This is a genomic window from Mesorhizobium sp. P2_B5 (assembly GCF_056404775.1).
Window position 1 is genome coordinate 20,006 of the sequence record NZ_JBFUDJ010000015.1, and the last position, 19,755, is coordinate 39,760.

Consider the following 19,755-nt stretch of genomic DNA (forward strand, 5'->3'; position numbering starts at 1 on the left):
ATGAACCAGCAGACGATGCAGAGCCTGACCTTGTTCGACCTCCTGGCCCGCAGCTGGCAGCGACCGTCGGCGATCGCCGATCTGCGCTTCAGCAGCGACGGCTCGGCTGTCGCTTTCACCTCGGTGGACGGAACCGTCGCTGTTGCCGCGGTCGCCGATCACGAGCCGCCGGAATCGCGGCTCAGGGTGAGCCACGATCTCGGCCAGACGACGATCCGCCCCAGGGAGAAGCCACCCGTGCCGCTCATCGCCACGCCGGCATTCGGAGATGGCGATGTTCCGATCGTCGCCCATACGCATTCCGGCTTTCTGGTCGGAGCGGCCAGCGGCGAAGTGCTGGGCCTAACCGCCGGCGGTGAAATCGGGGCCTCTCTGGTAAAGATCGATGGACCGATCGTGACCATCGACTACAGCACAAGGGCGGACAGGACAGCCGTCAGCAATGGGCATGATGTCTTCCTCGCGCGCGGCCACAGCGGCGCGATGCGACTGGGGCGGGGTGAACCATCGTCGACAGGGGCCCTCGCCTTCTCGCCGGGCGGGCGGCGCCTGGCCTGCGGCGTTGGTGAAGGGCTGTCGATCCGGGCGGTCGAGGGCGATGCAGCCTTGATGCACGATATCTCCCTTCCAGCGCACCCGGTTTCGATCCGCTGGAGCGGCGACGGCACATGGGTGGCCTGCGGGCTCGAAACAGGCGGCTTTGCCCTGGTCAGTCTGGCCGATGGCCGAGCGGACATCGTTGCGGGATTTCCATCGCCGGTGCGGACAATGTGCTGGAGCCAACCGGCTAATGCGCTGTTTGCCTCGGGCGCCTTCCGGATCGCCGGCTGGTCGATGACCGCCCCGCCGGTTGGCGGCGACACCTCCGGCGCGCTGGAGACTGGCCGCGCAGGGCTGGTTCTTGTCGAGGCGGTGGCGGCACACCCGGAAAAGAAGCTGATTGCGGCGGGCTATGCCAACGGCCGCATCATAGTCGCTCAGACCGGTGGCCGGGACGAGCTCCTCGTCAGGCCGCTGGGCAGCGCGGTCACCGCGCTTGCCTGGTCCGGCGACGGACGACACCTGGCGGTGGGCGCCGTCGACGGCACCGCCGCGATCGTCACCTTTCCCGCGCAGATGTTCAAATAACGGACGCAGTCCGATATGAAACAGGAGGGATGAAATGCAGACCGAACTCACAGCCGAGGACAAGAGCAAGGACGAATTTTTCGAACGGCTCGCCGAGCTTTCGGAAGAGATGGTGGCCAAGCACGGCAAGGATTTCAGCATGGGCGCGCTGGTACTTGCCGCCCGCTGGATCGCTGAAAATCGCGTTGGCAAGCTGAAGACCAACTAGATCGACGAGACGATCCGTTCCTCGGGCGACCCGGCGATCTTGTGGTGCAGGATCGTATGCCTTGGACGATGCGGCATCGGCGGTAGAGGCCGGCTCTGCTTCCGACCGGATTACGGCAAGCGCCATCGGCTACCCGCCGCGTCAGTCATGCGACACGGACAGTCCCGTGAGAAGCGGCGCGTGCGCGGCGAGCCTGCGGGATACGAACTCGGTGAAGAGCCGCACGCGCTTCGTCTTGCGCGTCTCACCCTGTGTGAGAAGCCAAACCGTTCCGTACATGTGCAGGTCGGTACCCGGCACCCTCACCAGCAAGGGGTCGGCATCTCCGACGAAGCACGGCAGTGTCGTCATCCCGACCCCTTGCCGTACAGCAGCGATCTGCGCCTCGCCGTCCGTGGTCCTGAACGGAACCCCCGTGGTGCGAACCTCACCCTCGCTGGCCCAATCCGGAATTCCATGAATGCTTATGACGATCCACCGGATGGGATCAGGCGCGCCCGCACGCCATGCGGCCAGTCGATCCCGGGACATGTAGACGCCGCCGAACAGCTCCGGTCCCTTCAGGCCGTGAAGATTGAGCGGCAGGGTTTTGCGGTCGTAGACGACGCGAATCGCGACGTCGGCCTCTCGGTTGGTCAGATTTGCCAGCTCGCCGGACGACAGGATTTCCATCTCGATGTCGCGATGCAGACGCGCGAAATCGGCGAAGTCCGGCATGAGCAGGTGTGTCGCGAGGGTCGGTGCCAGCGTCACCCGCAGAAGCCCGCGTACGCTCTGGTCGCGCCCGAAGACGCGCGTCTCCAGCTGGTGCGACGACGCTTCCATCTGGTTTGCGAGCTCGAGGACCTCCTCGCCCGCAGCCGTCAGGCGGTAGCCCGAAGGCAGCTTTTCGAACATCTGCGCCCCAAGGCGTTCCTCAAGCTGGGCGATGCGTCGCAGCACGGTTGAATGATTCACCCCAAGGTGCGCGGCGGCAGCCCGCACCGAGCCTCCGCGCGCGGCGGCAAGAAAGTAGCGAACGTCATCCCAGTCGATCATGGTGCATTCCTGCGCCGCGCAGTGCGGTTTGCAAAGCCCATTCTAACACGCTCGGCCGTAGTTCGCGCGGTCGTCGCGGCGTTCAATCATCTAGCTGGATCGTTTTCGCACCACCGATGTGCGCGATTGCGCACTCACCGCCCGACTTCGGCGAACCCATCTTGAGGCTCTCGCGGGACTTTCCCGTACAGCCAAAGACACGAGACGGCGAAACGAAGGATGCATGACATGAACAGACTGAATGGCAAGACCGCCGTCATCACCGGCGGCGCCACCGGCATCGGCCGCGCCGCGGCAAAGCGCTTCATCGAGGAAGGCGCCTTCGTCTTCATCTTTGGCCGCCGGCAGGAAGCGCTTGACGCCGCTGTGGCCGACCTAGGGCCCAATGCCCGCGCGGTGAAGGGCTCGGTCTCCGATCTGGCCGATCTCGACCGACTCTACGCGGCGGTGAAGGCCGAGCGCGGAACCCTCGACATCGTCTTCGCCAATGCCGGGGCCGGCGGCCCGCTTCCACTCGGCCAGATCACCGCCGAGCACATTGACGAAACCTTCGACACCAATGTGAAGGGTACGATCTTCACGGTCCAGAAGGCGTTGCCGCTGATGGGCCAGGGCGGCTCGATCATCCTGACCGGGTCGAGCGCCGGCACCACGGGTGCTCCGGGGTTCACCGCCTACAGCGCGAGCAAGGCGGCAGTGCGCAACCTCGCGCGGACCTGGGCGGAAGACCTGAAGGGCACCGGCATCCGGGTCAACGTGCTGTCGCCCGGAGCGACGGCGACCGAACTCGCGAAGGAGGCGCTGGGCGAGGAAGGCCAGAAGGCCTACGGCGCGATGACTCCGCTCCAGCGCATGGCCGATCCGGCGGAGATCGGCGCCGTGGCCGCCTTTCTCGCATCGTCGGACAGCAGCTTCATGACCGCCAGCGAAGTCGCCGTCGACGGCGGCCTGGCACAACTCTGACCCGATGCGGGACCACGCTTCTCAAACTTTACGAAAAACCAAAACGCACGACATGCCAACCGGCAGAGCCACGATGTACGGATCGGATCAACCACGATGCGATCCGTGCGAAATGGAGAAATCCCCATGAGCATTGAGAAGTACATCCAGACCGTGAAGGACTTCTTTGCCGCGATCGGCCGCGGCGACAGGGAGGCTCTGATGGCGCTGGTCGCCGAAGACATCGAGTGGATCATTCCGGGCGAGGACTGGCCGCTGGCCGGAACGCGCCACGGACACGCCGGGCTAACGGATTTGCTTGAGACGGCATCCAGGTCGATAGAAACGTCCACCGAACCCCGGGAATTCGTGGCGCAGGGGGACCGGGTGCTGGTCGCCGGCTTCGCCAGGGGAAAGATCAAAGCCACGGACAAGACGTTCGAGGACAATTGGGTCTTCGCCATCACCGTTCGGGACGGCAGACTGACCAACATCCGGGAATACGTCGACACGCAAGCACTGGCCCGGGCCTCGCAGATGGACGCGTCCGGGCCGGCGTAGCGCTGGCCATCTTCGGCCATCGGTTGGGGGTAGTCGGTAGATCAGCCGAAAATCACCCCATTGTAGGCCGCGCGCTCGTCTAATGCCCAACCGTAAAGGAGATTCCGATGTACGACCAATCCAAGGTATCCGAGTTGATCCGGTTCGCACGTGTAGATGCGGGCTCCACCGTCGTTGACGTCTACCCAGGCGACGGCGATTGGACGCGCCTGTTCTCCGACGTCGTGGGCCCCGGAGGTCGGGTCTACAGTTTCGTGCCGGCCGAAGTCGCCGACTTCAAGAACGATCCGGTTGGCCGCATCCAGACGCTCTCGAAGGAGCCGGGCCGAGAGAACGTCGAAGCCGTCTCGGCGGATCTCGTGGCGATGCCGGAGGTCACGCAGCCAGCAGATGTGCTGTGGCTGCACCTGTTTTACCACGATCTTCACACCGCCCTAATCCAGAAGAAGGGTGCGACGGCGGCTGACTTCAATCGAGCTGTCTACAAACGGCTGAAGCCCGGTGGGTCCTACGTCATCGTCGACCACGCCGCCGCCGCTGGGTCGGGCACGAGCGACACCCAGGCGCTGCATCGGATCGACCCTGCCTCTGTTCGCGAGGAGGTGGAGGCGGCCGGCTTCGTACTGGATGCGAAAAACACAATGCTCGCGAACAGGGACGATCCGCACTCTATCAAGGTGTTCGATCCCTCGATCAAGGGCCAGACCGATCGTTTCGCCTATCGGTTCGTGAAGCCCTGACAGGCTCCCGGCGCCGACTTCATGTCGACCTCCCCAATGGGGTGCAAACAAGCCTCTTGAAGACATCGAGGCAACCCCGCTTGCCGCCACGAAGTCGGCTTTGGATGAGCCTATCTGGTGGGCCCACGCGACGATGGCAGCGAAGGCCGCTGAAGCTCTATTTTGGAGTTCCCCCCGAAAGAGCTGAACGGCCTCCCCTCCTCTGGGGCCGATTGCTGCCTGTCCGGTCCTGGGGCCGAGGAGTGGGTAAGCTGACACCGAGCAGGGAGAAGCCGATGGCATCAAGCTCGCGCGGGACGGTTACATAAACCGCTCCGACGTCGTCGAGCGGCTAGAGGCGCCCCCGCAAAGCGCATGCCGGGGTGCTGCTTGCAGGGATAGAAGTGCGTGGAGCAAGATGGCGGCTGATAACCCGTTGGAGCGTGGTCTCCCGGACAAGGAGAGGCGCCCTGTGAAGGTGAAACGCCCAGTGCTGGGCCGCTCACGTCAGTCGACACCGAACAGCGCGCCGAGCCACGCCATCTGTTCGCGCTCCTGGTAGCCTTGCCCGCCCTCATGGTTGTTGAATTCGTATTCTACGATGACCTTTTCCCCCGCGTAGGCATTGAACGCGCCATAAACTGTAGAGGGCGGGCAGACTTCGTCCATCAGGGCCACCGAAAACAGCGCTGTCGCCTTGGACTGCCGGGCGAAGTTGACGCAATCGAAATAGCTGAGCGTTTCAAAAACTTTCGCCTTCTTTTCGCGATGCTGCGCCAGAAAACGAACGATTTCTAAATAGGGATCGCGCACGGCGGTCTGCACAGCGCGCGGAAAGTCGCACAGAAAGGGCACGTCAGGCATTACGGCTTTGACACGCGGATCGATGCCGCCAACCGCCAGCGAAATACCGCCACCCTGACTGTCACCGCAAACCGCAATACGTTCGGGATCGACGAAGTCCAGCCCCACGAGTGCATCTATCGCCCGCACACCATCGGTGAGCAGCCGCCGGCAATAGTAGTCATTCTTATCCAGAACGCCACGCGTCATAAAGCCAGGAATGGATGAGGTCGAGCCGACCGGATCCGCGGTCTCACCGACGCTCCAGTCGCTTCCCTGTCCACGTGTATCCATTCGGAAATAGGCAAAACCTGACGCCGCCCAATGCAGTTGCTCATGCGCCAAGCCGCGGCCGCCGCCATAGCCTATATACTGCACGACGAGGGGCAGCCGCCCCTTGCGATGCGTCGGCAAGATTAGCCATCCTTTGATCGGATGACCGCCAAATCCCGGAAACGTGACGTCGAAGGACTGGACCGCCTTGAGCGTCGTCTGCGCCTGCACGATACCGACCTCGCCGCCGGCCTGGCGGGCCTCGGCGATGGTCGACATCCAGAACTGGGCAAAGTCACCCGGCATGGTGACACTGCTGACATACGCGCCCAGTTCGGGCTGGATCAGATCCGGGAACGCCATTGTCCCTCCAAAGTTGAAATAGGAGCAAAGTCGGCGATTAACATGAATGGCTCTGCATTCGGTCCGCGCAGGGTTTAAATCTATCTTACCGGCCCAAGATATTTGGCCTTGTCCGCTCTGCCATTTTTCTGTCGCATGGCTAGCACTCGGCGGCAGACCTTCACCCGAGACGCCACTCGAAAAAAATGGGGCGGTGGCCGCCCCATCCATGTTTCTCTAGCTGCCCGTCTTGATCTGGGTCCAGAGGCGGTTGAGTACGCGCTGCTCCTTGGACCCGTAGGGAGAAATCGTGAAAAGCTGCTTGAGCGTTTCCTTTGTCGGATAAACCGACGGGTTCTTCAACACTGCTTCGTCGATGAACTTCTGCGAGGCGAGATTGCCGTTGGCTGTTTGGACATAGTTGGTTGCCTTGGCAATGACTTCCGGCCGCATCAGGTAGTTGATGAAGGCGTGCGCCTCATCGACATGCTTGGCGTCGGCAGGGATCGCCAAGTTATCGAACCACATATAGGTGCCTTCCTTAGGGATTAAGTATTCAACATTAATTCCGTTGTTGGCTTCTTTGGCGCGGTTCTTGGCCTGCAGCACGTCACCCGACCAGCCGATGCTGATGCATTTGTCGCCATTGGCCAGATCGTTGATGTAGGAAGAGGAGTTGAAGGTACGGACATAGGGCCGGATTTTCGTGTAGATGTCACCGCCGGCTTCGAGATCCGCTTTCTTCTTGCTGTCGCCGTCCTTGCCGAGATAGTTCATGGCAATGGCTACTGTCTCCTCGGGCGCATCGACAATATTGATGCCGCAGCCGTTTAGTTTGGCCGCATTCTCCCGCTTGAAGAGCACGTCCCAGCTGTCGATAGGCACGTTGCCGAGCACGGCTTTCACCTTGTCGACATTATAGCCGATGCCGGTGGTGCCCCACATATAGTTGACGGCATATTCGTTGCCCGGGTCATACCTGGCCAGGCGCGCCATCACGTCGGGCCACATGTTCTTGAGGTTCGGCAGCTTGGACTTGTCGAGCTTCTGGAATACGCCGGCCTCAATCTGGCGGGCCAGGAACGGTCCGGTGGGAACCACCACGTCATAGCCGGACCCGCCGGCAAGCAGCTTGGTCTCAAGAATTTCATTCGAATCGAAGGTGTCATAGACGACCTTGATGCCGGTCTCCTTCGTGAAATCCTCAAGAATGGAACTGTCGATATAATCAGACCAGTTGTAGACGTTGACGACCTTTTCCTGCGCCAACGAGATGCCTGCGGAAAACAGGGCAGCTGTCATCGTGACAGCCAGTCCGAATAGCTGTTTCTTCATGAAGATTCCTCCTGTTTGGTTCAGCCTGCCATTCCGCCGGCAGGCCAGGTGTTCCACTCTCGAGGTCAAGGCGAGCATTGGTGACCTGCCGATCGTTCCCGATTGTCCGAGGGCCAGCTTGACACCAGTCACCAATCTTCTTCCTTGCGCAGGAAAAGCAGGCCATCAGCCCAAGAGATCATTCCAGCTGAGTCCCTGGCAGGGTTCATTGCTGGCTTCCCAAGCTGCCCTCAAAAGCGCTGACGAAAATATCGACCTCGTTTCCCGACCAGATCAGTGGCGGACGGAGCTTGAGGGTGTTGGGCGTCCCTTTGCCGACCAGGATGTTTCGGGCAAGCATGTCTTCGACAAGGCGACCAGTTTGCTGAATTGCCGGCTCTTTGGTGAGGCGGTCGGTCACCAGTTCGACGCCGGTCATCATCCCACGGCCACGTATGTCGCCGATGATTTCGTACCGTTCAGCCAGGCGGCGCAGTTCACGCCGCAGATATTCGCCTGTCTCAGCGCTCCGCCTGACCAGGCTTTCTCGCTCGATGATATCAAGTACAGCCATGCCGGCCGCGCATGCCACGGTATTGCCGCCGAAGGTGCTGAACAGAAGCGGGTATGTGCCATTGAGAAACCGCTTCATGATGGCCGAGCTGAGAATAACAACGCCGAGAGGGTGGCCGTTTCCGACCGGTTTGCCCATCGTTATGAAGTCGACATTGTCGTCCTGTAGCCCATTTGCCCTGAACCCCCAGAATGTTCCCATGCGGCCGCAGCCGGCCTGTACCTCGTCCGCAATGACGAAGCCGCCCGCGGAGCGAACCTTCTCCGCAACCAGATTGAAATAGTTTTCCGGCGCCCGCAGCACCCCGCTCGAACATAAGGCAGTGTCGACCATAAATGCCGCCGGCATGTGGCCTCTTTCGCTCAAGGTGGCTATCGCCCGGTCGGCGTCGGCAGCGTATTTTGCCGCTGCTTGCAGGTCGTTGGCGAAAGGCCCCCTGTACATATCCGGGGCCATCAAGGTTTCAATTCGCTTGGGATGCTCTTCCGCAGGAAGATGACGCCAGCTTTCATTGGAGAGCGCCGTCGTGAGCTCGGTGCATCCGTGGTAAGCTTGGTCAATTATCAAACCGCCGTCGTGTCTACTGAGCGACATGGCTATCTGCATCGCCAGGTCGTTGGCTTCGCTGCCCGAGTTGACGAAGATGCAGGTGTCGAGGTGATCAGGCAGGTCGGCAGTCAGGCGCGCTGCGTACTCGACCGCCACGTCGCACATATATCGCGTATTGGTGTTTAGCGCGCTGGCCTGGCGGTAGATCGCTTTCGCCACGTGCGGATGGCAATGCCCAATCTGAGGGACATTGTTGTAAACATCCAGATAGGCGGTGCCATCGGCGGCATACATCCAGGCCCCGGCAGCGCGCGTGATGTGCAGCGGCTTGTTGTAGAAATGCCATATCGGCCCCAGGTGAGCTTCGCGCTCACGCCTGAGCGCGTCATAGTCATCTGCGAGACGCTCGCCATCGTTGCTCGTAGCGCCATACACCGGAAACCGGCATGCCTGACGAAGCCGCCGGACCGCCTGCGCGCGACCTTGGCGGCTCAGCAACTCCATCATTCGAGGGTAGTGGCTGGCGTCTTCGATATGGCGGATGCCAGATTCATCCGTGGCTTCTCTCGCTTCCACGATGACAGTGGCCATCGCGAGACGCAGGAGCATCGCATCGAAGATGAGATCAATCTCATTTTCTTCGAGTGGGTATGTTGAATCGAAGCCTGATGTCACGTCGCAAAGGTAGGCGATCGGATCGTCATCATGTTTTGAGAATGTCTCGGAGGCAGTGACAATGTCCGCGACAATCGAATTATAGCCCATATCGCCGAAGTCGATGATACCCACCGGTAAGGTACTATTCCGGGGATCGACCAGGATGTTGCCGCCATGCGAATCCTGATGCACGACTTGCCGCCGCGTCTTCGACAATTGGGGAAGGGTAAAGCGTTCGGCGCGCTCGAAGATTTCCTTGCACAATTGCCGAAGCCCGGCATCGGAGATCTTTGCTATTTGTGAGCGCAAAGCCATGGCACGTGAAATGTCCCAGAGGTGCACATTGCTGTCCGCGTATGGATGAAAAAAATCGCGCAGCGCGTAGGCAAGCCGTCCTACCATTGCGCCTATGTTGAACCGGGTGCCGGCGGAAAACGCTTCCTCAACCTGCTCCATGACCTTCCCAGGAAGGAAAGTAAGCACACGCACCATGTGCCGGGAGCCGCGCTCGTCCTCGATCCATTCATACGCGGCGCCCGCGAGGGAGGGAACAACACGAGGTACCGGAAGGTCCGGATCGCGCTCGAAGATATGGTCCAGGGCTTTGACCTGCATATCCACGACGCCTTCAGGCTCACTTACATTCGATATCTTGACGACGACGTCGCGACCATCGGTGCGCTCGATCCGCCAGGATAGATCGCGCTCGGAAGCCAGTTGCCCGTATGTCCCCTCGAGCCCGTAGCGGGTCGCGACGACGCGCCTTGTCGCTTCCAGCGAAAAACTGGGAAGGTTGCGAAGCAGCAGAGCGTCTGTGCTCATTCCATACCCTGAAGCCAAAGATCAAAACGCTCGACGCGGCGGCCGAATCGCTGCTGCACATTTGGCAGGGAAGTCCGCAGATGGCATTTTTGCCCTGCGCATCGCCAGCCGTGCTAGACGCTAGACCTCTGCTGGCGTGGGAAGAATATCATTCAGAGAACCGATACATTGGTTTTTACAAATGCATCCGGTGTGCCTTGATGATCGTGTCGCGGACATAGGCGACGTTGGCAGCCTGTTCGCCTGCGCGCGTGGCGACCTCGATGTCGGCGAAATAGGCCTCATCGGCAATGGGAAGTCGGCGCAGACGCCCCTGCTGTTCGAACAAGCTCGCAAAGTGTAGCGGCAGGACCCCGAGGTAGGCGCCTGACAGAACCATCAAAAGCTGCGCCTCAATGTCAAAGGTTACGCGGTTTGCGGATGAGTTGTCGAAGCGGTGGCGCCGAATACCATACCAATAACCTCTGTGCACCCAGGGATGGCCGTAGCATTCCGCACTCGTAATCGTCTCGTCTTTTCGGTGAAACAACGGATGCGTCGATCCGCAAAACACCGCATGCTCTTCTCGGTAGATGATTTGGTATTTCACGCTTGCGACTTTGATGTCAGAACCACCAATTCCAATGTCTATGTCGTTTTCGGCCACCGCCTTTGTTATATCGTTGGGTCGCATGATCTTGAGATTTAACTCGATTTCCGGTGCGGTTGCGGAAAGCTCGGCAATTGCGTCAGAAATCCGTAAATTTTGGTCGGTCGCCATGCAGTCGACAATACCGATGCCGACCTTTCCCGCCAAAGCGCTTCTGAGGCACGAAAGCCGGGCCGAGTTGGCGTCCAGCATCCCGGCGATTTCCGTGCTGATTTCGTAAACCCGGCGCCCTTCCTCCGTGAGCGAAAACCCGCGACGCCCTCGTTCACACAACTTCACGCCAAGCCGCTGTTCAAGCGCGGTCAGATGGTTGGAGACCGTAGGTTGGCTAAGCGACAGTTCCATTTGCGCTGCAGACATGCCGCCATTGCGGACCACGCTTTCAAAAACACGAAAAAGGTGGAGATCGGACCCCGATATCTTCATGAAAGCAGATTGCACCAAATGCATCGGATGGCAAATTAGAGGAGACGTCCGCGAATGATGCATCATCAACCCGGTCGAGACCGCACTCCAGCAAATCGAACACTCCAATACTGCCAACGAACCCGCCAGGCGCGTCCGGATAGGCGCACTGCCGATCGGTCTTCGCTTAAGGGTGTCGCCGTCACGGGTATTGACGCTGCAACCAAATCCGGATTTTATGATACGTGGATACAAAAACTTTGGGTGCCACGTGCCAACAGCCTTTTCCATAGAGCCACCCACGTCCGCCACTGCAGAGGAGGAGGCGTACAGGCATGTTCAGCGGGCCCTTCGCCTCGGTCGCTTCAAACCGGGCGACCGGCTCATTCCCGAGGAGATTGCGGCCGAGATCGGCATGAGCCGCATGCCGGTGCGGGAAGCCTTTCGGCGCCTGGCTTCGGACGGGCTTGTGGTTCTGCGCCCCAATCGGGGATGTGTCGTCGCCGGACTCACGGTTGATGAGCTGTACGAGATCTTCGAGATACGTTCCGTTCTGGAGGGACTCGCCGTCAGGCTGGCGATGCCGCGGATCGATGAGGAGGAACTCGAAGAGTTCGAGCGCCTGCTCGATCGCATGGAACGCGCGGGCCAGAGCGGCAGCAGCGACTGGGTGGTCCGCCATCAGGAATTCCATGGCCGTATCTGTGCGCTAAGCCGGAGGCCCAAGCTCATCCACCAGATTTCGGCACTGCATGTGGTGATAGAGCCTTACATGCGCATCTGGTTCGATGACGCTGACAAGCCGCATTCTGCGCGCGAGGAGCATGCCGCTGTGATCGCGGCCCTGCGTTCCGGCGACGAACGGCATGCGGAACAGGTGATGCAAGATCATATTCTCGGCACGGCACCGATGCTGGCCGAGTTCGTGAGTCCGAGCCGGTGACGAACGCCGGCCGGACAAGAATGGCCTCGAACCGGCAATGCGGCCGGACGTAGGAACAGATCGATCAGCCTATCAAAAAAGGGGAACCACATGAAAGTTTGTCGTTTGGCCGCAGTTGCGGCCGCACTCAGCATGCTCGGCTTCATGCACACCGCATTGGCCGAGGACGCGCCCAAGGCCATAACAATCGCCACGGAGGGCGCCTACGCTCCCTGGAACTTCACCAACGCAGACGGCAAGCTCGACGGTCTGGAGATCGATCTCGCCAACGATCTTTGCGCACGGATGAAAATCAAATGCACCATCATCGCCCAGGACTGGGACGGACTTATTCCTTCGCTGAAGGTCGGCAAGTTCGATGTGATCATGGCCGGCATGTTCATCACGGCGAAGCGCCTCGAGACCATCGACTTCACGCAACCTTATGCGATCGATCCGGGCGGGTTTGCGGTCGCCAAGGATAGCGAGCTCGGCAAACTCGGTGTTTCGACTGAAAAATTCAAACTGGATGACGAAGCCGCGTCCAAGGCCGCGATCGACAAGTTGAAGCCGCTGCTGAAGGGCAAGGTGGTCGGTGTCCAGGCGGCCACGGCGATGCTCGAATTCCTCAAGAAATACTTCGGCGACACGGTGGAAATCCGCGAATACAAGACGACCGAGCAGCACGATCTCGATCTGGCCGCGGGCCGCATCGATGCAATATTCGCTCAGAAGACAGCACTTGCCGCGACGCTCGCAAAACCCGAATTCTCGGGCTTCACGGTTGCAGGTCCGGGATTTGTCGGCGGCCTGTTCGGCGCCGGAACGGGTGCGGGACTCAGGAAGGAAGACACCAAGCTCAAGGAAATGCTGAACGACGCGATCAGCGCCGCGATCGCCGATGGCACCATCAAACGCATCTCGGAAAAATGGGTGAGAACGGACGTGACGCCGGTCAAGTAGGCACGGACGGACCTGTCCGGCCGGATTGGTATTAATCGACCGGCCGGACGCCGCGCTGCAAGATTCGGTTCACATGATGGATACATTGCATATCCTTTCCCTGGGCAAGGGCGGCTGGGGCGGCGCCTTGCTGCTGGCAGCGGGCGTGACGTTTGCGCTTTCCGTCCTCGGCTTCCTGCTCGGCGCCGTCTTCGGCGCGGTGGCAGCAGGAGGCCGGCTCTCGACGAGAGCTCTCCCGTCATGGCTCGCCAAGGGCTACGGCACGGTGTTTCGGGGCGTACCCGATCTGCTGACGATCTATCTGCTATACTACGGCGGAAGCATTGCCCTGACGCAGCTCGGTAAATTCTTCGGCAGCGCAGGCTTCGTCGGGCTGCCGACATTTGCGACTGGCGTCCTGGCGATCGGCATCATTTCGGGCGCTTATCAGGCCGAGGTCTATCGCGGCGCGTATCTCGCCGTCGATCTCGGCCAGTTTGAGGCTTGCAAGGCGCTCGGCCTGTCCCGCTTCCAATCCCTGCGCCTCGTCATCGTGCCGCAACTGATGCGGCACGCCCTGCCGGGACTCGGCAACGTTTGGCAGCTCGTGCTCAAGGATTCGGCTTTGATCTCCGTGATCGGCTTGGTCGAATTGATGCGGCAAGCTCAGATTGGCGCTGGATCGATGCGGGAGCCCTTCGTCTTTTATATAGCTGCCGCTACGCTTTACTTTCTCATCGCTGCCGTGACCGGTTCGGTCTTCCGCTACGGCGAGGCTCGGGCGTGGCGAGGCATGGTCCACGCATGATCGACTTCGCCTTCTTTGTCGAGATCATTCCCACCCTCCTCTCAGGATTGCCATTGACGTTGCAGCTTGCCGGCTCGTCAATCGCCATCGGCTTCGTCTTGGCCCTGTTGCTCGCACTGGCGCAGCAGGGAAACCATCGGATGCTGGTCTGGCCCATACGCTCCTTCGTTGCCGTCTTTCGCGGCACGCCATTGCTCGTCCAGATATTCCTCATCTATTACGGCCTCGGCCAGTTCCGCCCCACACTTCAGGCAGTTGGGCTCTGGTGGCTGTTTCGCGAGCCCTATTGGTGCGCCATCATCGCGCTCAGTCTCAATACCGCGGCCTATGGCAGCGAAATCCTGCGGGGTGCGATACAGGGTGTGCCGCGCGGCCTTGTCGAGGCGGCCTCTGCCTTCGGCATGACCGGGCTCCAGACCCTGCGCCTCGTCGTTCTGCCTTTGGCGCTGCGCCAAGCCATACCGAGCTACAGCAACGAGATCATCCTTATGGTAAAGGGTACGTCGCTCGCATCGATCGTCACCCTGATGGAAGTGACGGGCATCGCCCAGGGGCTTATTTCGCAGACCTATCGCGCCGTAGAGGTTTTCGTGGCCGCGGGCGCGATCTATCTCACCATCAATTTCACGATCATCTCGGCACTGAACGCGCTGGAAACCTGGCTAACGCCTTATCGGGTCCGAGCCTGATACGCGTCTGGCGTTACGAGGAGAATTGGCAAAATGCGCAGTGTCGAGAAGCCGAAGCGATCCGTTGCCGTGTCGTGTTACGCCATGGCGGCAACGTCGCTTCCATCAGACCAAGGGATACAAAGACAGAATGCGTGATTTCCAATTCCCCGGCCGCTCGCCGGTTCGTGCCACCGAAGCGGTTGCGGCGACGTCGCATCCGCTTGCAACCCTTGCGGCAATCGAGATGCTGCGCTCCGGCGGCAATGCCATGGATGCCGCGGTCTGCGCCGCCGCCGTGCAGGGCGTTGTCGAACCGCAGTCGACCGGCATCGGCGGCGATTGCTTCGTGCTCTACAGCCCGGCGGGGCAAGGCAATGTGCTGGCCTTCAACGGTTCGGGCCGGGCTCCTGCCAGGGCCACGGTCGACTGGTATCTGGACAAGGGCTACAGCGAGCTTCCGAAACAAGGACCGCATGCGGTGACTGTGCCGGGCGCCGTCGACGCCTGGAGCCGGCTGTTGGAGGATCATGGCCGCAAGAGCCTCGCCGAGGTGCTGACGCCCGCCATCCACTATGCCGAGAATGGCTATGTCGTGCATGACCGCGTCGCCTTCGACTGGGCCGAGCCGGAGACCGACCTGTCGGCGGACGAACATGCCGCGCGCATCTTCCTGCCGGGCGGCACGGCGCCGAAGGCCGGCGATGTCCACCGCCAGCCGGAACTTGCCGCCACCTTGCGGGTGATCGCAAAGCTGGGCCGCGCCGGCTTCTACGAAGGGGCGGTTGCCGACGACATGGTGCGCCGGCTCAATGAACTGGGTGGGCTGCATAGCCAAGAGGATTTCGCCGCGACCAAGGGCGACTATGTGGCGCCGGTCAGAACCGCTTATGGCGGCTACGACATCCACCAGATGCCGCCGAACAATCAGGGGCTGACAGCGCTTTTGATGCTGAACGTGCTGTCCGGCTTCAAGCTTGGCGGCCTCGACCCCAACGGCGCCGAGCGCCTGCATCTGGAGATCGAGGCCGGGCGGCTGGCCTACCAGGACCGCGACCGCTATGTCGGTGACCAGGACCATGTTCCGGTGCCGATAAAACAGCTTCTGTCCGGTGCCTATGCCGACCGGCTGCGCGCCGAGATCGACCGCGACCGCGCCATGACGCATCTGCCGCGCCTGGAACTGCCCGGCAGCGACACGGTCTACATCTCCATCGTCGACCGTGACCGTAACGCAGTCTCCTTCATCAACTCGACCTATTATTCCTTCGGCAGTGGCGTTGTTGGCCCGAAGACCGGTGTCGTGCTGCAGAATCGCGGTTCGAGCTTCCGCCTCGACCCGGCCCACCCAAACGCGATCGCGCCAGGCAAGCGGCCGATGCACACGATCATGCCGGGCATGGCGACGAGGAACGGTCGCGTGGTGATGCCGTTCGGCGTCATGGGCGGCGGCTACCAGCCGTTCGGTCATGTCCACCTGCTCACCAACATGATCGATTTCGGCATGGATCCGCAGCAGGCGCTGGATGCGCCGCGGGTGTTCTACAATGATGATACTGTGGAGGCCGAACGCGGCATTCCCGCCGAGGCCATCGAAGGGCTGCGCAAGCGTGGTCATCGCATAGCCGAGCCGCATCATCCTCTTGGCGGCGGGCAAGTGGTGCTGATCGACTGGGAAAAGGGAACGCTGACAGGCGCCTCCGATCCGCGCAAGGACGGGTTGGCGCTCGGATATTGATAGGGTCGGTTTTGCCATGACATCACAATGGCGTGTCGCGGCTGGATTTCGACAGGTTGGAAGGATAGTCGGTGATCATGGCCAGTAGCGAAAATTCCCTTGGGCTCTCCCGCCGTCTCGCCGCCGGCGCTGATGACGCTCCGGCGATCCTGGCACCCGACAGGGCGACGCTCAGCCATGGCGGATTGCGCGGTCTGATCGCCGCCACGGCAAAACAGCTGCATGAGCGCGGCATCGGCCGGGGCGACAGGGTGGCGATCGTGCTGCCGAACGGGCCCGAGATGGCCACCGCTTTTGTCGCCGTGGCGGCCACTGCCTCGACAGCGCCGCTCAATCCAGCCTACCGGGCTGATGAGCTTGATTTCTACCTGACCGACATCGGCGCCAAGGCGATCCTCGTTGCGGAGGGCGACACCGGCCCCGCGGTGACGGTGGCCGAACGCCTTGGTATTGGCGTGCTCCGGCTGGTCGCGCAGCCTGGCGCACCGGCCGGAAGTTTTATGATCGAGGGCGCGGCGATCGGACCGCAGGCCGTTCCCGATAAGGCGCAAGACGGCGACATCGCACTTTTGCTGCACACCTCCGGCACGACATCGCGTCCAAAACTGGTGCCGCTCAGCCATGCCAACATCGCGGCCTCGGCCGCCCATATCGGCGCGACGCTAGGCCTGACAGCCGATGACCGCTGCCTCAACATCATGCCGCTGTTCCACATCCACGGCCTGATCGCGGCCGTGCTGTCGTCGCTGGCAGCAGGCGGCAGCATCTATTGCACGCCCGGCTTCAACGCGCTGCGCTTCTTCCAGTGGCTGAGCGAGGCTCAACCAAGCTGGTACACCGCAGTGCCGACCATGCATCAGGCCATCCTGTCCCGGGCAGCCCGCAATCCAGAGGTGCTGGCGGCAGCCCGCCTGCGCTTCATCCGCTCGTCCTCGGCGTCGCTGCCGGCGCAAGTGATGGCCGAGCTCGAGGCGACTTTCGGCTGTCCGGTGATCGAATCCTACGGGATGACCGAGGCCGCGCACCAGATGGCCTCGAACCGGCTGCCGCCGGGCCTGCGCAAGCCGGGCAGCGTTGGCGCGGCCGCCGGACCGGAGGTGGCGGTCATGGCGCCTGACGGGCGGCTGCTCGAACCCGGCGAAACCGGCGAGATCGTCATTCGCGGACCCAATGTGACGGCAGGCTACGAGAAGAACCCGGATGCCAACGCCACGGCCTTCGCGCATGGCTGGTTCCATACCGGCGATGAGGGCGTGCTCGACGAGGACTTCTATCTGCGCGTCACCGGACGGCTCAAGGAGATCATCAACCGCGGCGGCGAAAAGATCTCGCCGCTCGAGGTCGACGACGTGCTGATGGATCATCCGGCGGTGGCGCAGGTCGTCACTTTCGCCATGCCGCATGACAAGCTTGGCGAGGAGGTGGCGGCGGCAGTGGTGCTGCGCGAAGGTATCAGTGCCACCGAGGGCGACATTCGCAGCTATGCCGCAACGCGGCTTGCCGACTTCAAGGTGCCGCGCAAGGTCCTGATCCTGGACGAGATCCCCAAGGGCGCGACGGGCAAATTGCAGCGTATCGGCCTTGCCGCCAAACTCGGACTTTGACGATGAAGGTCACCGTCTTCGGCGCCGGTGCGATCGGCGGCTATCTCGCGGCCAAGCTTGCCATGGCCGGGCGGATCGATCTTTCGATCGTCGCGCGCGGCGCGCATCTGGAGGCGATCAAGGCAAACGGCCTGCGCCTGATCGAGGATGGCCAGGACATGTCGGTCCCCGTCCGGGCCGCCGCCACGGCCGAGGTGCTTGGCGTGCAGGATTATGTCGTGCTGGCGCTGAAGGCCCATTCTCTCACCCTGGCCCTTGACCAGATCGCACCGCTGCTGGGAGACCACACCGCCGTCGTCACCATGCAGAACGGCGTGCCGTGGTGGTATTTCCACGGCGTCGGCGGGCCACTCGAAGGCACCCGGCTGAACGCGGTCGATCGTGGCGGCGCCATCTGGCAGCGGATCGGGCCGCAGCGCGTCATCGGCTCGGTCGTCTATCCTGCGGTCGAAGTCGATGCGCCAGGCCTCATCCACCATGTCGACGGCAAGCGTTTCTCGCTCGGCGAACCCTCTGGCGGGCGCAGCGAACGGGTGACGCTTCTGGCCGAGGAAATGGTCAAGGCCGGCTTGCAGGTACCGGTCCGCGACGACATCCGCAGCGAGATCTGGGTGAAGCTGTGGGGCAACCTCTCCTTCAACCCGATCTCGGCGCTGACCGGCAGCACGCTGGCCGCGATCGTTGCCGACGAGAGCACCCGCATGCTTGCCCGAACCATGATGCTGGAGGCGCAGGCGATCGGCGAAAGCCTCGGCGTACGCTTTCCCATAGCGGTTGACCGGCGCATCAAGGGCGCAGGCGATGTCGGCGAGCACAAGACCTCGATGCTGCAGGATCTCGAGCGCGGCCGGTCGATGGAGATCGATGCGCTGGTGACGGCAGTCCAGGAACTTGGCCGGTTAACGGACAAGCCGACCCCGACGATAGATGCCGTGCTGGCGTTGCTGCGGCGGCTGGCGGTGGAGCGCGGGTGTTACGGGTGAAGGGGCGCGGATGAGCCCAAAGGATCGGACAAGGCCGTTGATTTTATTGACCCTTTAGTGGACCAGAATCGCCAACGCTCCCGCATTGTTCCGTACGGGCCCGTAGCCGTCACGTGATGCGCAACAGTTCGCGCAGCCGGACCGGCAGTCGCGGCGAGGCTTGCAGTTCCGCACAACTCGCCTCCCATAGCTTCAGATACTCTGCGATCGGTACACCTGTGCGGCCGGGCCAACGGTTGAGTGCGCCCAGCGCCTCGACGCAGTCGGGCGCCGCCTCGTACTCAGTCAGGATGGTCCGGGACATTGCTTGAGCGAATGGATTGAGGCCGGGTATTTCGATTTCGCTGCGATGATCGGCGAACCAGGCCGCCGCGTCGCGAGTGAGCCCCTGGCCGTCGGCGAGCGCGGTATAGCCCCTGATGATACTCTCACGATACTCGGCAATGGCATCGCCGAAGGCGTTGTCGCCGGCAAATGGCGGATTCTCCTTCCAGCCTGTCGCCAGGCGCCCCAGGCCACGCAGCGAAAAGGCCTCCACCATCGCTTCCTCGAGCCATTGGCAGGGCGGCGCCGGCTTGGCGTCGCGCTGCCAGCTGTTGGCAAGGACATGGCCCAATTCATGGCCGAACTGATAGGCGAGCTTTGACCAGTCCCGTTCGCCGATATCGACAATGATCCATGCCATGCTGGTGCCATCCGGGTGCAGCCAGATCGCCGGCTGCCCGGAGGTGTGCTGATCGACGCGAAGTCGCGTTGGCTGGCGGTCGGAAACGAGACGGACGCCATCGAAGCAGGCGAGCCGCATGCGCTCGACGACCTGCTCTGCCGCACGTGGAAGCGTATCCCCCCAATCACCTGCGAGTTCGATCGGCCCGGTGAGTAGCGTCGAGGACGACGCTACTGGTAGAGAAGGTTGTGCCGCCATAGCCATTTGTCTCATGTCGATGTTGCGCTGCCGGATCAACGTTGCGTACACCAGGCCCGCGACCACTGTACCGGCATTCATGGTGATGAACTCGCGCCTCCTCATCTAATGTGTCCAACTTCTTGCCGCTTTCGGCCATAT

At 61.8% G+C, this 19,755-nt stretch carries 18 protein-coding genes; 12 read left to right on the forward strand and 6 right to left on the reverse strand.

The genetic code is table 11. The features are described from left to right. Together AC1D1N_RS29555 and AC1D1N_RS29560 are read left to right on the forward strand one after the other, a co-directional pair. Positions 1-1,128, forward strand: a complete 1,128-nt coding sequence (locus AC1D1N_RS29555) for a WD40 repeat domain-containing protein (RefSeq protein ID WP_477352770.1) — start codon at positions 1-3, stop codon at positions 1,126-1,128. Positions 1,129-1,162: 34 nt separating this feature from the next. Further along, positions 1,163-1,336 carry a hypothetical protein gene (locus AC1D1N_RS29560; RefSeq protein ID WP_167434275.1) on the forward strand — a complete coding sequence of 58 codons (174 nt, stop codon included), beginning with the start codon at positions 1,163-1,165 and terminating at the stop codon, positions 1,334-1,336. Positions 1,337-1,477: 141 nt separating this feature from the next. Here AC1D1N_RS29560 and AC1D1N_RS29565 read toward each other — a convergent pair whose 3' ends face one another. After that, on the reverse strand, positions 1,478-2,374 hold the full coding sequence (locus AC1D1N_RS29565) for a LysR family transcriptional regulator (RefSeq protein ID WP_477352772.1): 897 nt from the start codon (positions 2,372-2,374) through the stop codon (positions 1,478-1,480). 228 nt (positions 2,375-2,602) lie between these two features. On the opposite strand from AC1D1N_RS29565, the gene AC1D1N_RS29570 reads away from it, so the two are divergent. The 3 genes from AC1D1N_RS29570 (at position 2,603) to AC1D1N_RS29580 (ending at position 4,617) form a co-directional block, all read left to right on the forward strand. Beyond that, positions 2,603-3,337 (forward strand): SDR family NAD(P)-dependent oxidoreductase, encoded by a 735-nt coding sequence (locus AC1D1N_RS29570; RefSeq protein ID WP_477352774.1) that lies wholly within the window; start codon positions 2,603-2,605, stop codon positions 3,335-3,337. A 126-nt stretch (positions 3,338-3,463) separates the two neighbouring features. Then, entirely contained in the window at positions 3,464-3,877 is a 414-nt protein-coding gene (locus tag AC1D1N_RS29575; RefSeq protein ID WP_477352776.1) for a nuclear transport factor 2 family protein, read from the forward strand. Positions 3,878-3,984: 107 nt separating this feature from the next. Next, positions 3,985-4,617 carry a class I SAM-dependent methyltransferase gene (locus AC1D1N_RS29580; RefSeq protein WP_477352778.1) on the forward strand — a complete coding sequence of 211 codons (633 nt, stop codon included), beginning with the start codon at positions 3,985-3,987 and terminating at the stop codon, positions 4,615-4,617. A gap of 486 nt (positions 4,618-5,103) precedes the next feature. Here the strand turns inward: AC1D1N_RS29580 and AC1D1N_RS29585 are convergent, their stop codons facing one another. The 4 genes from AC1D1N_RS29585 to AC1D1N_RS29600 all read right to left on the reverse strand — a co-directional run bounded on the left by AC1D1N_RS29585 (position 5,104) and on the right by AC1D1N_RS29600 (position 11,315). Continuing rightward, complete coding sequence (locus tag AC1D1N_RS29585) at positions 5,104-6,075, reverse strand: acetylxylan esterase (protein WP_477352780.1); 972 nt, start codon at positions 6,073-6,075, stop codon at positions 5,104-5,106. A 216-nt stretch (positions 6,076-6,291) separates the two neighbouring features. Continuing rightward, positions 6,292-7,389, reverse strand: coding sequence for a polyamine ABC transporter substrate-binding protein (locus tag AC1D1N_RS29590; RefSeq protein ID WP_477352844.1), 1,098 nt, complete (start codon positions 7,387-7,389; stop codon positions 6,292-6,294). A 205-nt stretch (positions 7,390-7,594) separates the two neighbouring features. Beyond that, positions 7,595-9,970, reverse strand: a complete 2,376-nt coding sequence (locus AC1D1N_RS29595) for an aminotransferase class III-fold pyridoxal phosphate-dependent enzyme (RefSeq protein WP_477352782.1) — start codon at positions 9,968-9,970, stop codon at positions 7,595-7,597. A 175-nt stretch (positions 9,971-10,145) separates the two neighbouring features. Then, on the reverse strand, positions 10,146-11,315 hold the full coding sequence (locus AC1D1N_RS29600; protein WP_477352784.1) for a LysR family transcriptional regulator: 1,170 nt from the start codon (positions 11,313-11,315) through the stop codon (positions 10,146-10,148). On the opposite strand from AC1D1N_RS29600, the gene AC1D1N_RS29605 reads away from it, so the two are divergent. The 7 genes from AC1D1N_RS29605 (at position 11,263) to AC1D1N_RS29635 (ending at position 18,689) form a co-directional block, all read left to right on the forward strand. Continuing rightward, positions 11,263-11,967 carry a GntR family transcriptional regulator gene (locus AC1D1N_RS29605; protein ID WP_436258615.1) on the forward strand — a complete coding sequence of 235 codons (705 nt, stop codon included), beginning with the start codon at positions 11,263-11,265 and terminating at the stop codon, positions 11,965-11,967. The two genes, AC1D1N_RS29600 and AC1D1N_RS29605, sit on opposite strands and share 53 nt — an antisense overlap. 90 nt (positions 11,968-12,057) lie before the next feature. Continuing rightward, positions 12,058-12,909: a transporter substrate-binding domain-containing protein gene (locus AC1D1N_RS29610; protein ID WP_436258614.1), complete on the forward strand. Its 852-nt coding sequence runs from the start codon at positions 12,058-12,060 to the stop codon at positions 12,907-12,909. A gap of 73 nt (positions 12,910-12,982) precedes the next feature. After that, positions 12,983-13,696: an ABC transporter permease gene (locus tag AC1D1N_RS29615; RefSeq protein ID WP_477352845.1), complete on the forward strand. Its 714-nt coding sequence runs from the start codon at positions 12,983-12,985 to the stop codon at positions 13,694-13,696. Then, positions 13,693-14,385 (forward strand): ABC transporter permease, encoded by a 693-nt coding sequence (locus tag AC1D1N_RS29620; protein WP_436258613.1) that lies wholly within the window; start codon positions 13,693-13,695, stop codon positions 14,383-14,385. Before AC1D1N_RS29615 ends, AC1D1N_RS29620 begins: the two co-directional genes overlap by 4 nt. Before the next feature lie 130 nt (positions 14,386-14,515). Further along, the gene (ggt, locus tag AC1D1N_RS29625; protein ID WP_436258612.1) at positions 14,516-16,102 is read left to right on the forward strand and encodes a gamma-glutamyltransferase; all 1,587 of its coding nucleotides are present in this window, start codon (positions 14,516-14,518) and stop codon (positions 16,100-16,102) included. 77 nt (positions 16,103-16,179) lie between these two features. Continuing rightward, entirely contained in the window at positions 16,180-17,706 is a 1,527-nt protein-coding gene (locus AC1D1N_RS29630; RefSeq protein WP_436258611.1) for an acyl--CoA ligase, read from the forward strand. Positions 17,707-17,708: 2 nt separating this feature from the next. After that, positions 17,709-18,689, forward strand: coding sequence for a 2-dehydropantoate 2-reductase (locus tag AC1D1N_RS29635; RefSeq protein ID WP_436258610.1), 981 nt, complete (start codon positions 17,709-17,711; stop codon positions 18,687-18,689). 109 nt (positions 18,690-18,798) lie between these two features. Here the strand turns inward: AC1D1N_RS29635 and AC1D1N_RS29640 are convergent, their stop codons facing one another. Continuing rightward, positions 18,799-19,680 carry a hypothetical protein gene (locus AC1D1N_RS29640; protein ID WP_477352787.1) on the reverse strand — a complete coding sequence of 294 codons (882 nt, stop codon included), beginning with the start codon at positions 19,678-19,680 and terminating at the stop codon, positions 18,799-18,801. Positions 19,681-19,755: the final 75 nt, after the last annotated feature.

What these genes read in the sequence shown, in the direction of transcription:
- AC1D1N_RS29560 (WP_167434275.1), top strand. Translation starts at nt 1,163, where the DNA reads ATGCAGACCGAACTCACAGCCGAGGACAAGAGCAAGGACGAATTTTTC.
- AC1D1N_RS29595 (WP_477352782.1), bottom strand. Translation starts at nt 9,970, where the DNA reads ATGAGCACAGACGCTCTGCTGCTTCGCAACCTTCCCAGTTTTTCGCTG.
- AC1D1N_RS29585 (WP_477352780.1), bottom strand. Translation starts at nt 6,075, where the DNA reads ATGGCGTTCCCGGATCTGATCCAGCCCGAACTGGGCGCGTATGTCAGC.
- ggt (WP_436258612.1), top strand. Translation starts at nt 14,516, where the DNA reads ATGCGTGATTTCCAATTCCCCGGCCGCTCGCCGGTTCGTGCCACCGAA.
- AC1D1N_RS29565 (WP_477352772.1), bottom strand. Translation starts at nt 2,374, where the DNA reads ATGATCGACTGGGATGACGTTCGCTACTTTCTTGCCGCCGCGCGCGGA.
- AC1D1N_RS29605 (WP_436258615.1), top strand. Translation starts at nt 11,263, where the DNA reads ATGATACGTGGATACAAAAACTTTGGGTGCCACGTGCCAACAGCCTTT.
- AC1D1N_RS29630 (WP_436258611.1), top strand. Translation starts at nt 16,180, where the DNA reads ATGGCCAGTAGCGAAAATTCCCTTGGGCTCTCCCGCCGTCTCGCCGCC.
- AC1D1N_RS29580 (WP_477352778.1), top strand. Translation starts at nt 3,985, where the DNA reads ATGTACGACCAATCCAAGGTATCCGAGTTGATCCGGTTCGCACGTGTA.
- AC1D1N_RS29610 (WP_436258614.1), top strand. Translation starts at nt 12,058, where the DNA reads ATGAAAGTTTGTCGTTTGGCCGCAGTTGCGGCCGCACTCAGCATGCTC.
- AC1D1N_RS29600 (WP_477352784.1), bottom strand. Translation starts at nt 11,315, where the DNA reads ATGGAAAAGGCTGTTGGCACGTGGCACCCAAAGTTTTTGTATCCACGT.
- AC1D1N_RS29635 (WP_436258610.1), top strand. Translation starts at nt 17,709, where the DNA reads ATGAAGGTCACCGTCTTCGGCGCCGGTGCGATCGGCGGCTATCTCGCG.
- AC1D1N_RS29570 (WP_477352774.1), top strand. Translation starts at nt 2,603, where the DNA reads ATGAACAGACTGAATGGCAAGACCGCCGTCATCACCGGCGGCGCCACC.
- AC1D1N_RS29620 (WP_436258613.1), top strand. Translation starts at nt 13,693, where the DNA reads ATGATCGACTTCGCCTTCTTTGTCGAGATCATTCCCACCCTCCTCTCA.
- AC1D1N_RS29575 (WP_477352776.1), top strand. Translation starts at nt 3,464, where the DNA reads ATGAGCATTGAGAAGTACATCCAGACCGTGAAGGACTTCTTTGCCGCG.
- AC1D1N_RS29555 (WP_477352770.1), top strand. Translation starts at nt 1, where the DNA reads ATGAACCAGCAGACGATGCAGAGCCTGACCTTGTTCGACCTCCTGGCC.
- AC1D1N_RS29615 (WP_477352845.1), top strand. Translation starts at nt 12,983, where the DNA reads ATGATGGATACATTGCATATCCTTTCCCTGGGCAAGGGCGGCTGGGGC.
- AC1D1N_RS29590 (WP_477352844.1), bottom strand. Translation starts at nt 7,389, where the DNA reads ATGAAGAAACAGCTATTCGGACTGGCTGTCACGATGACAGCTGCCCTG.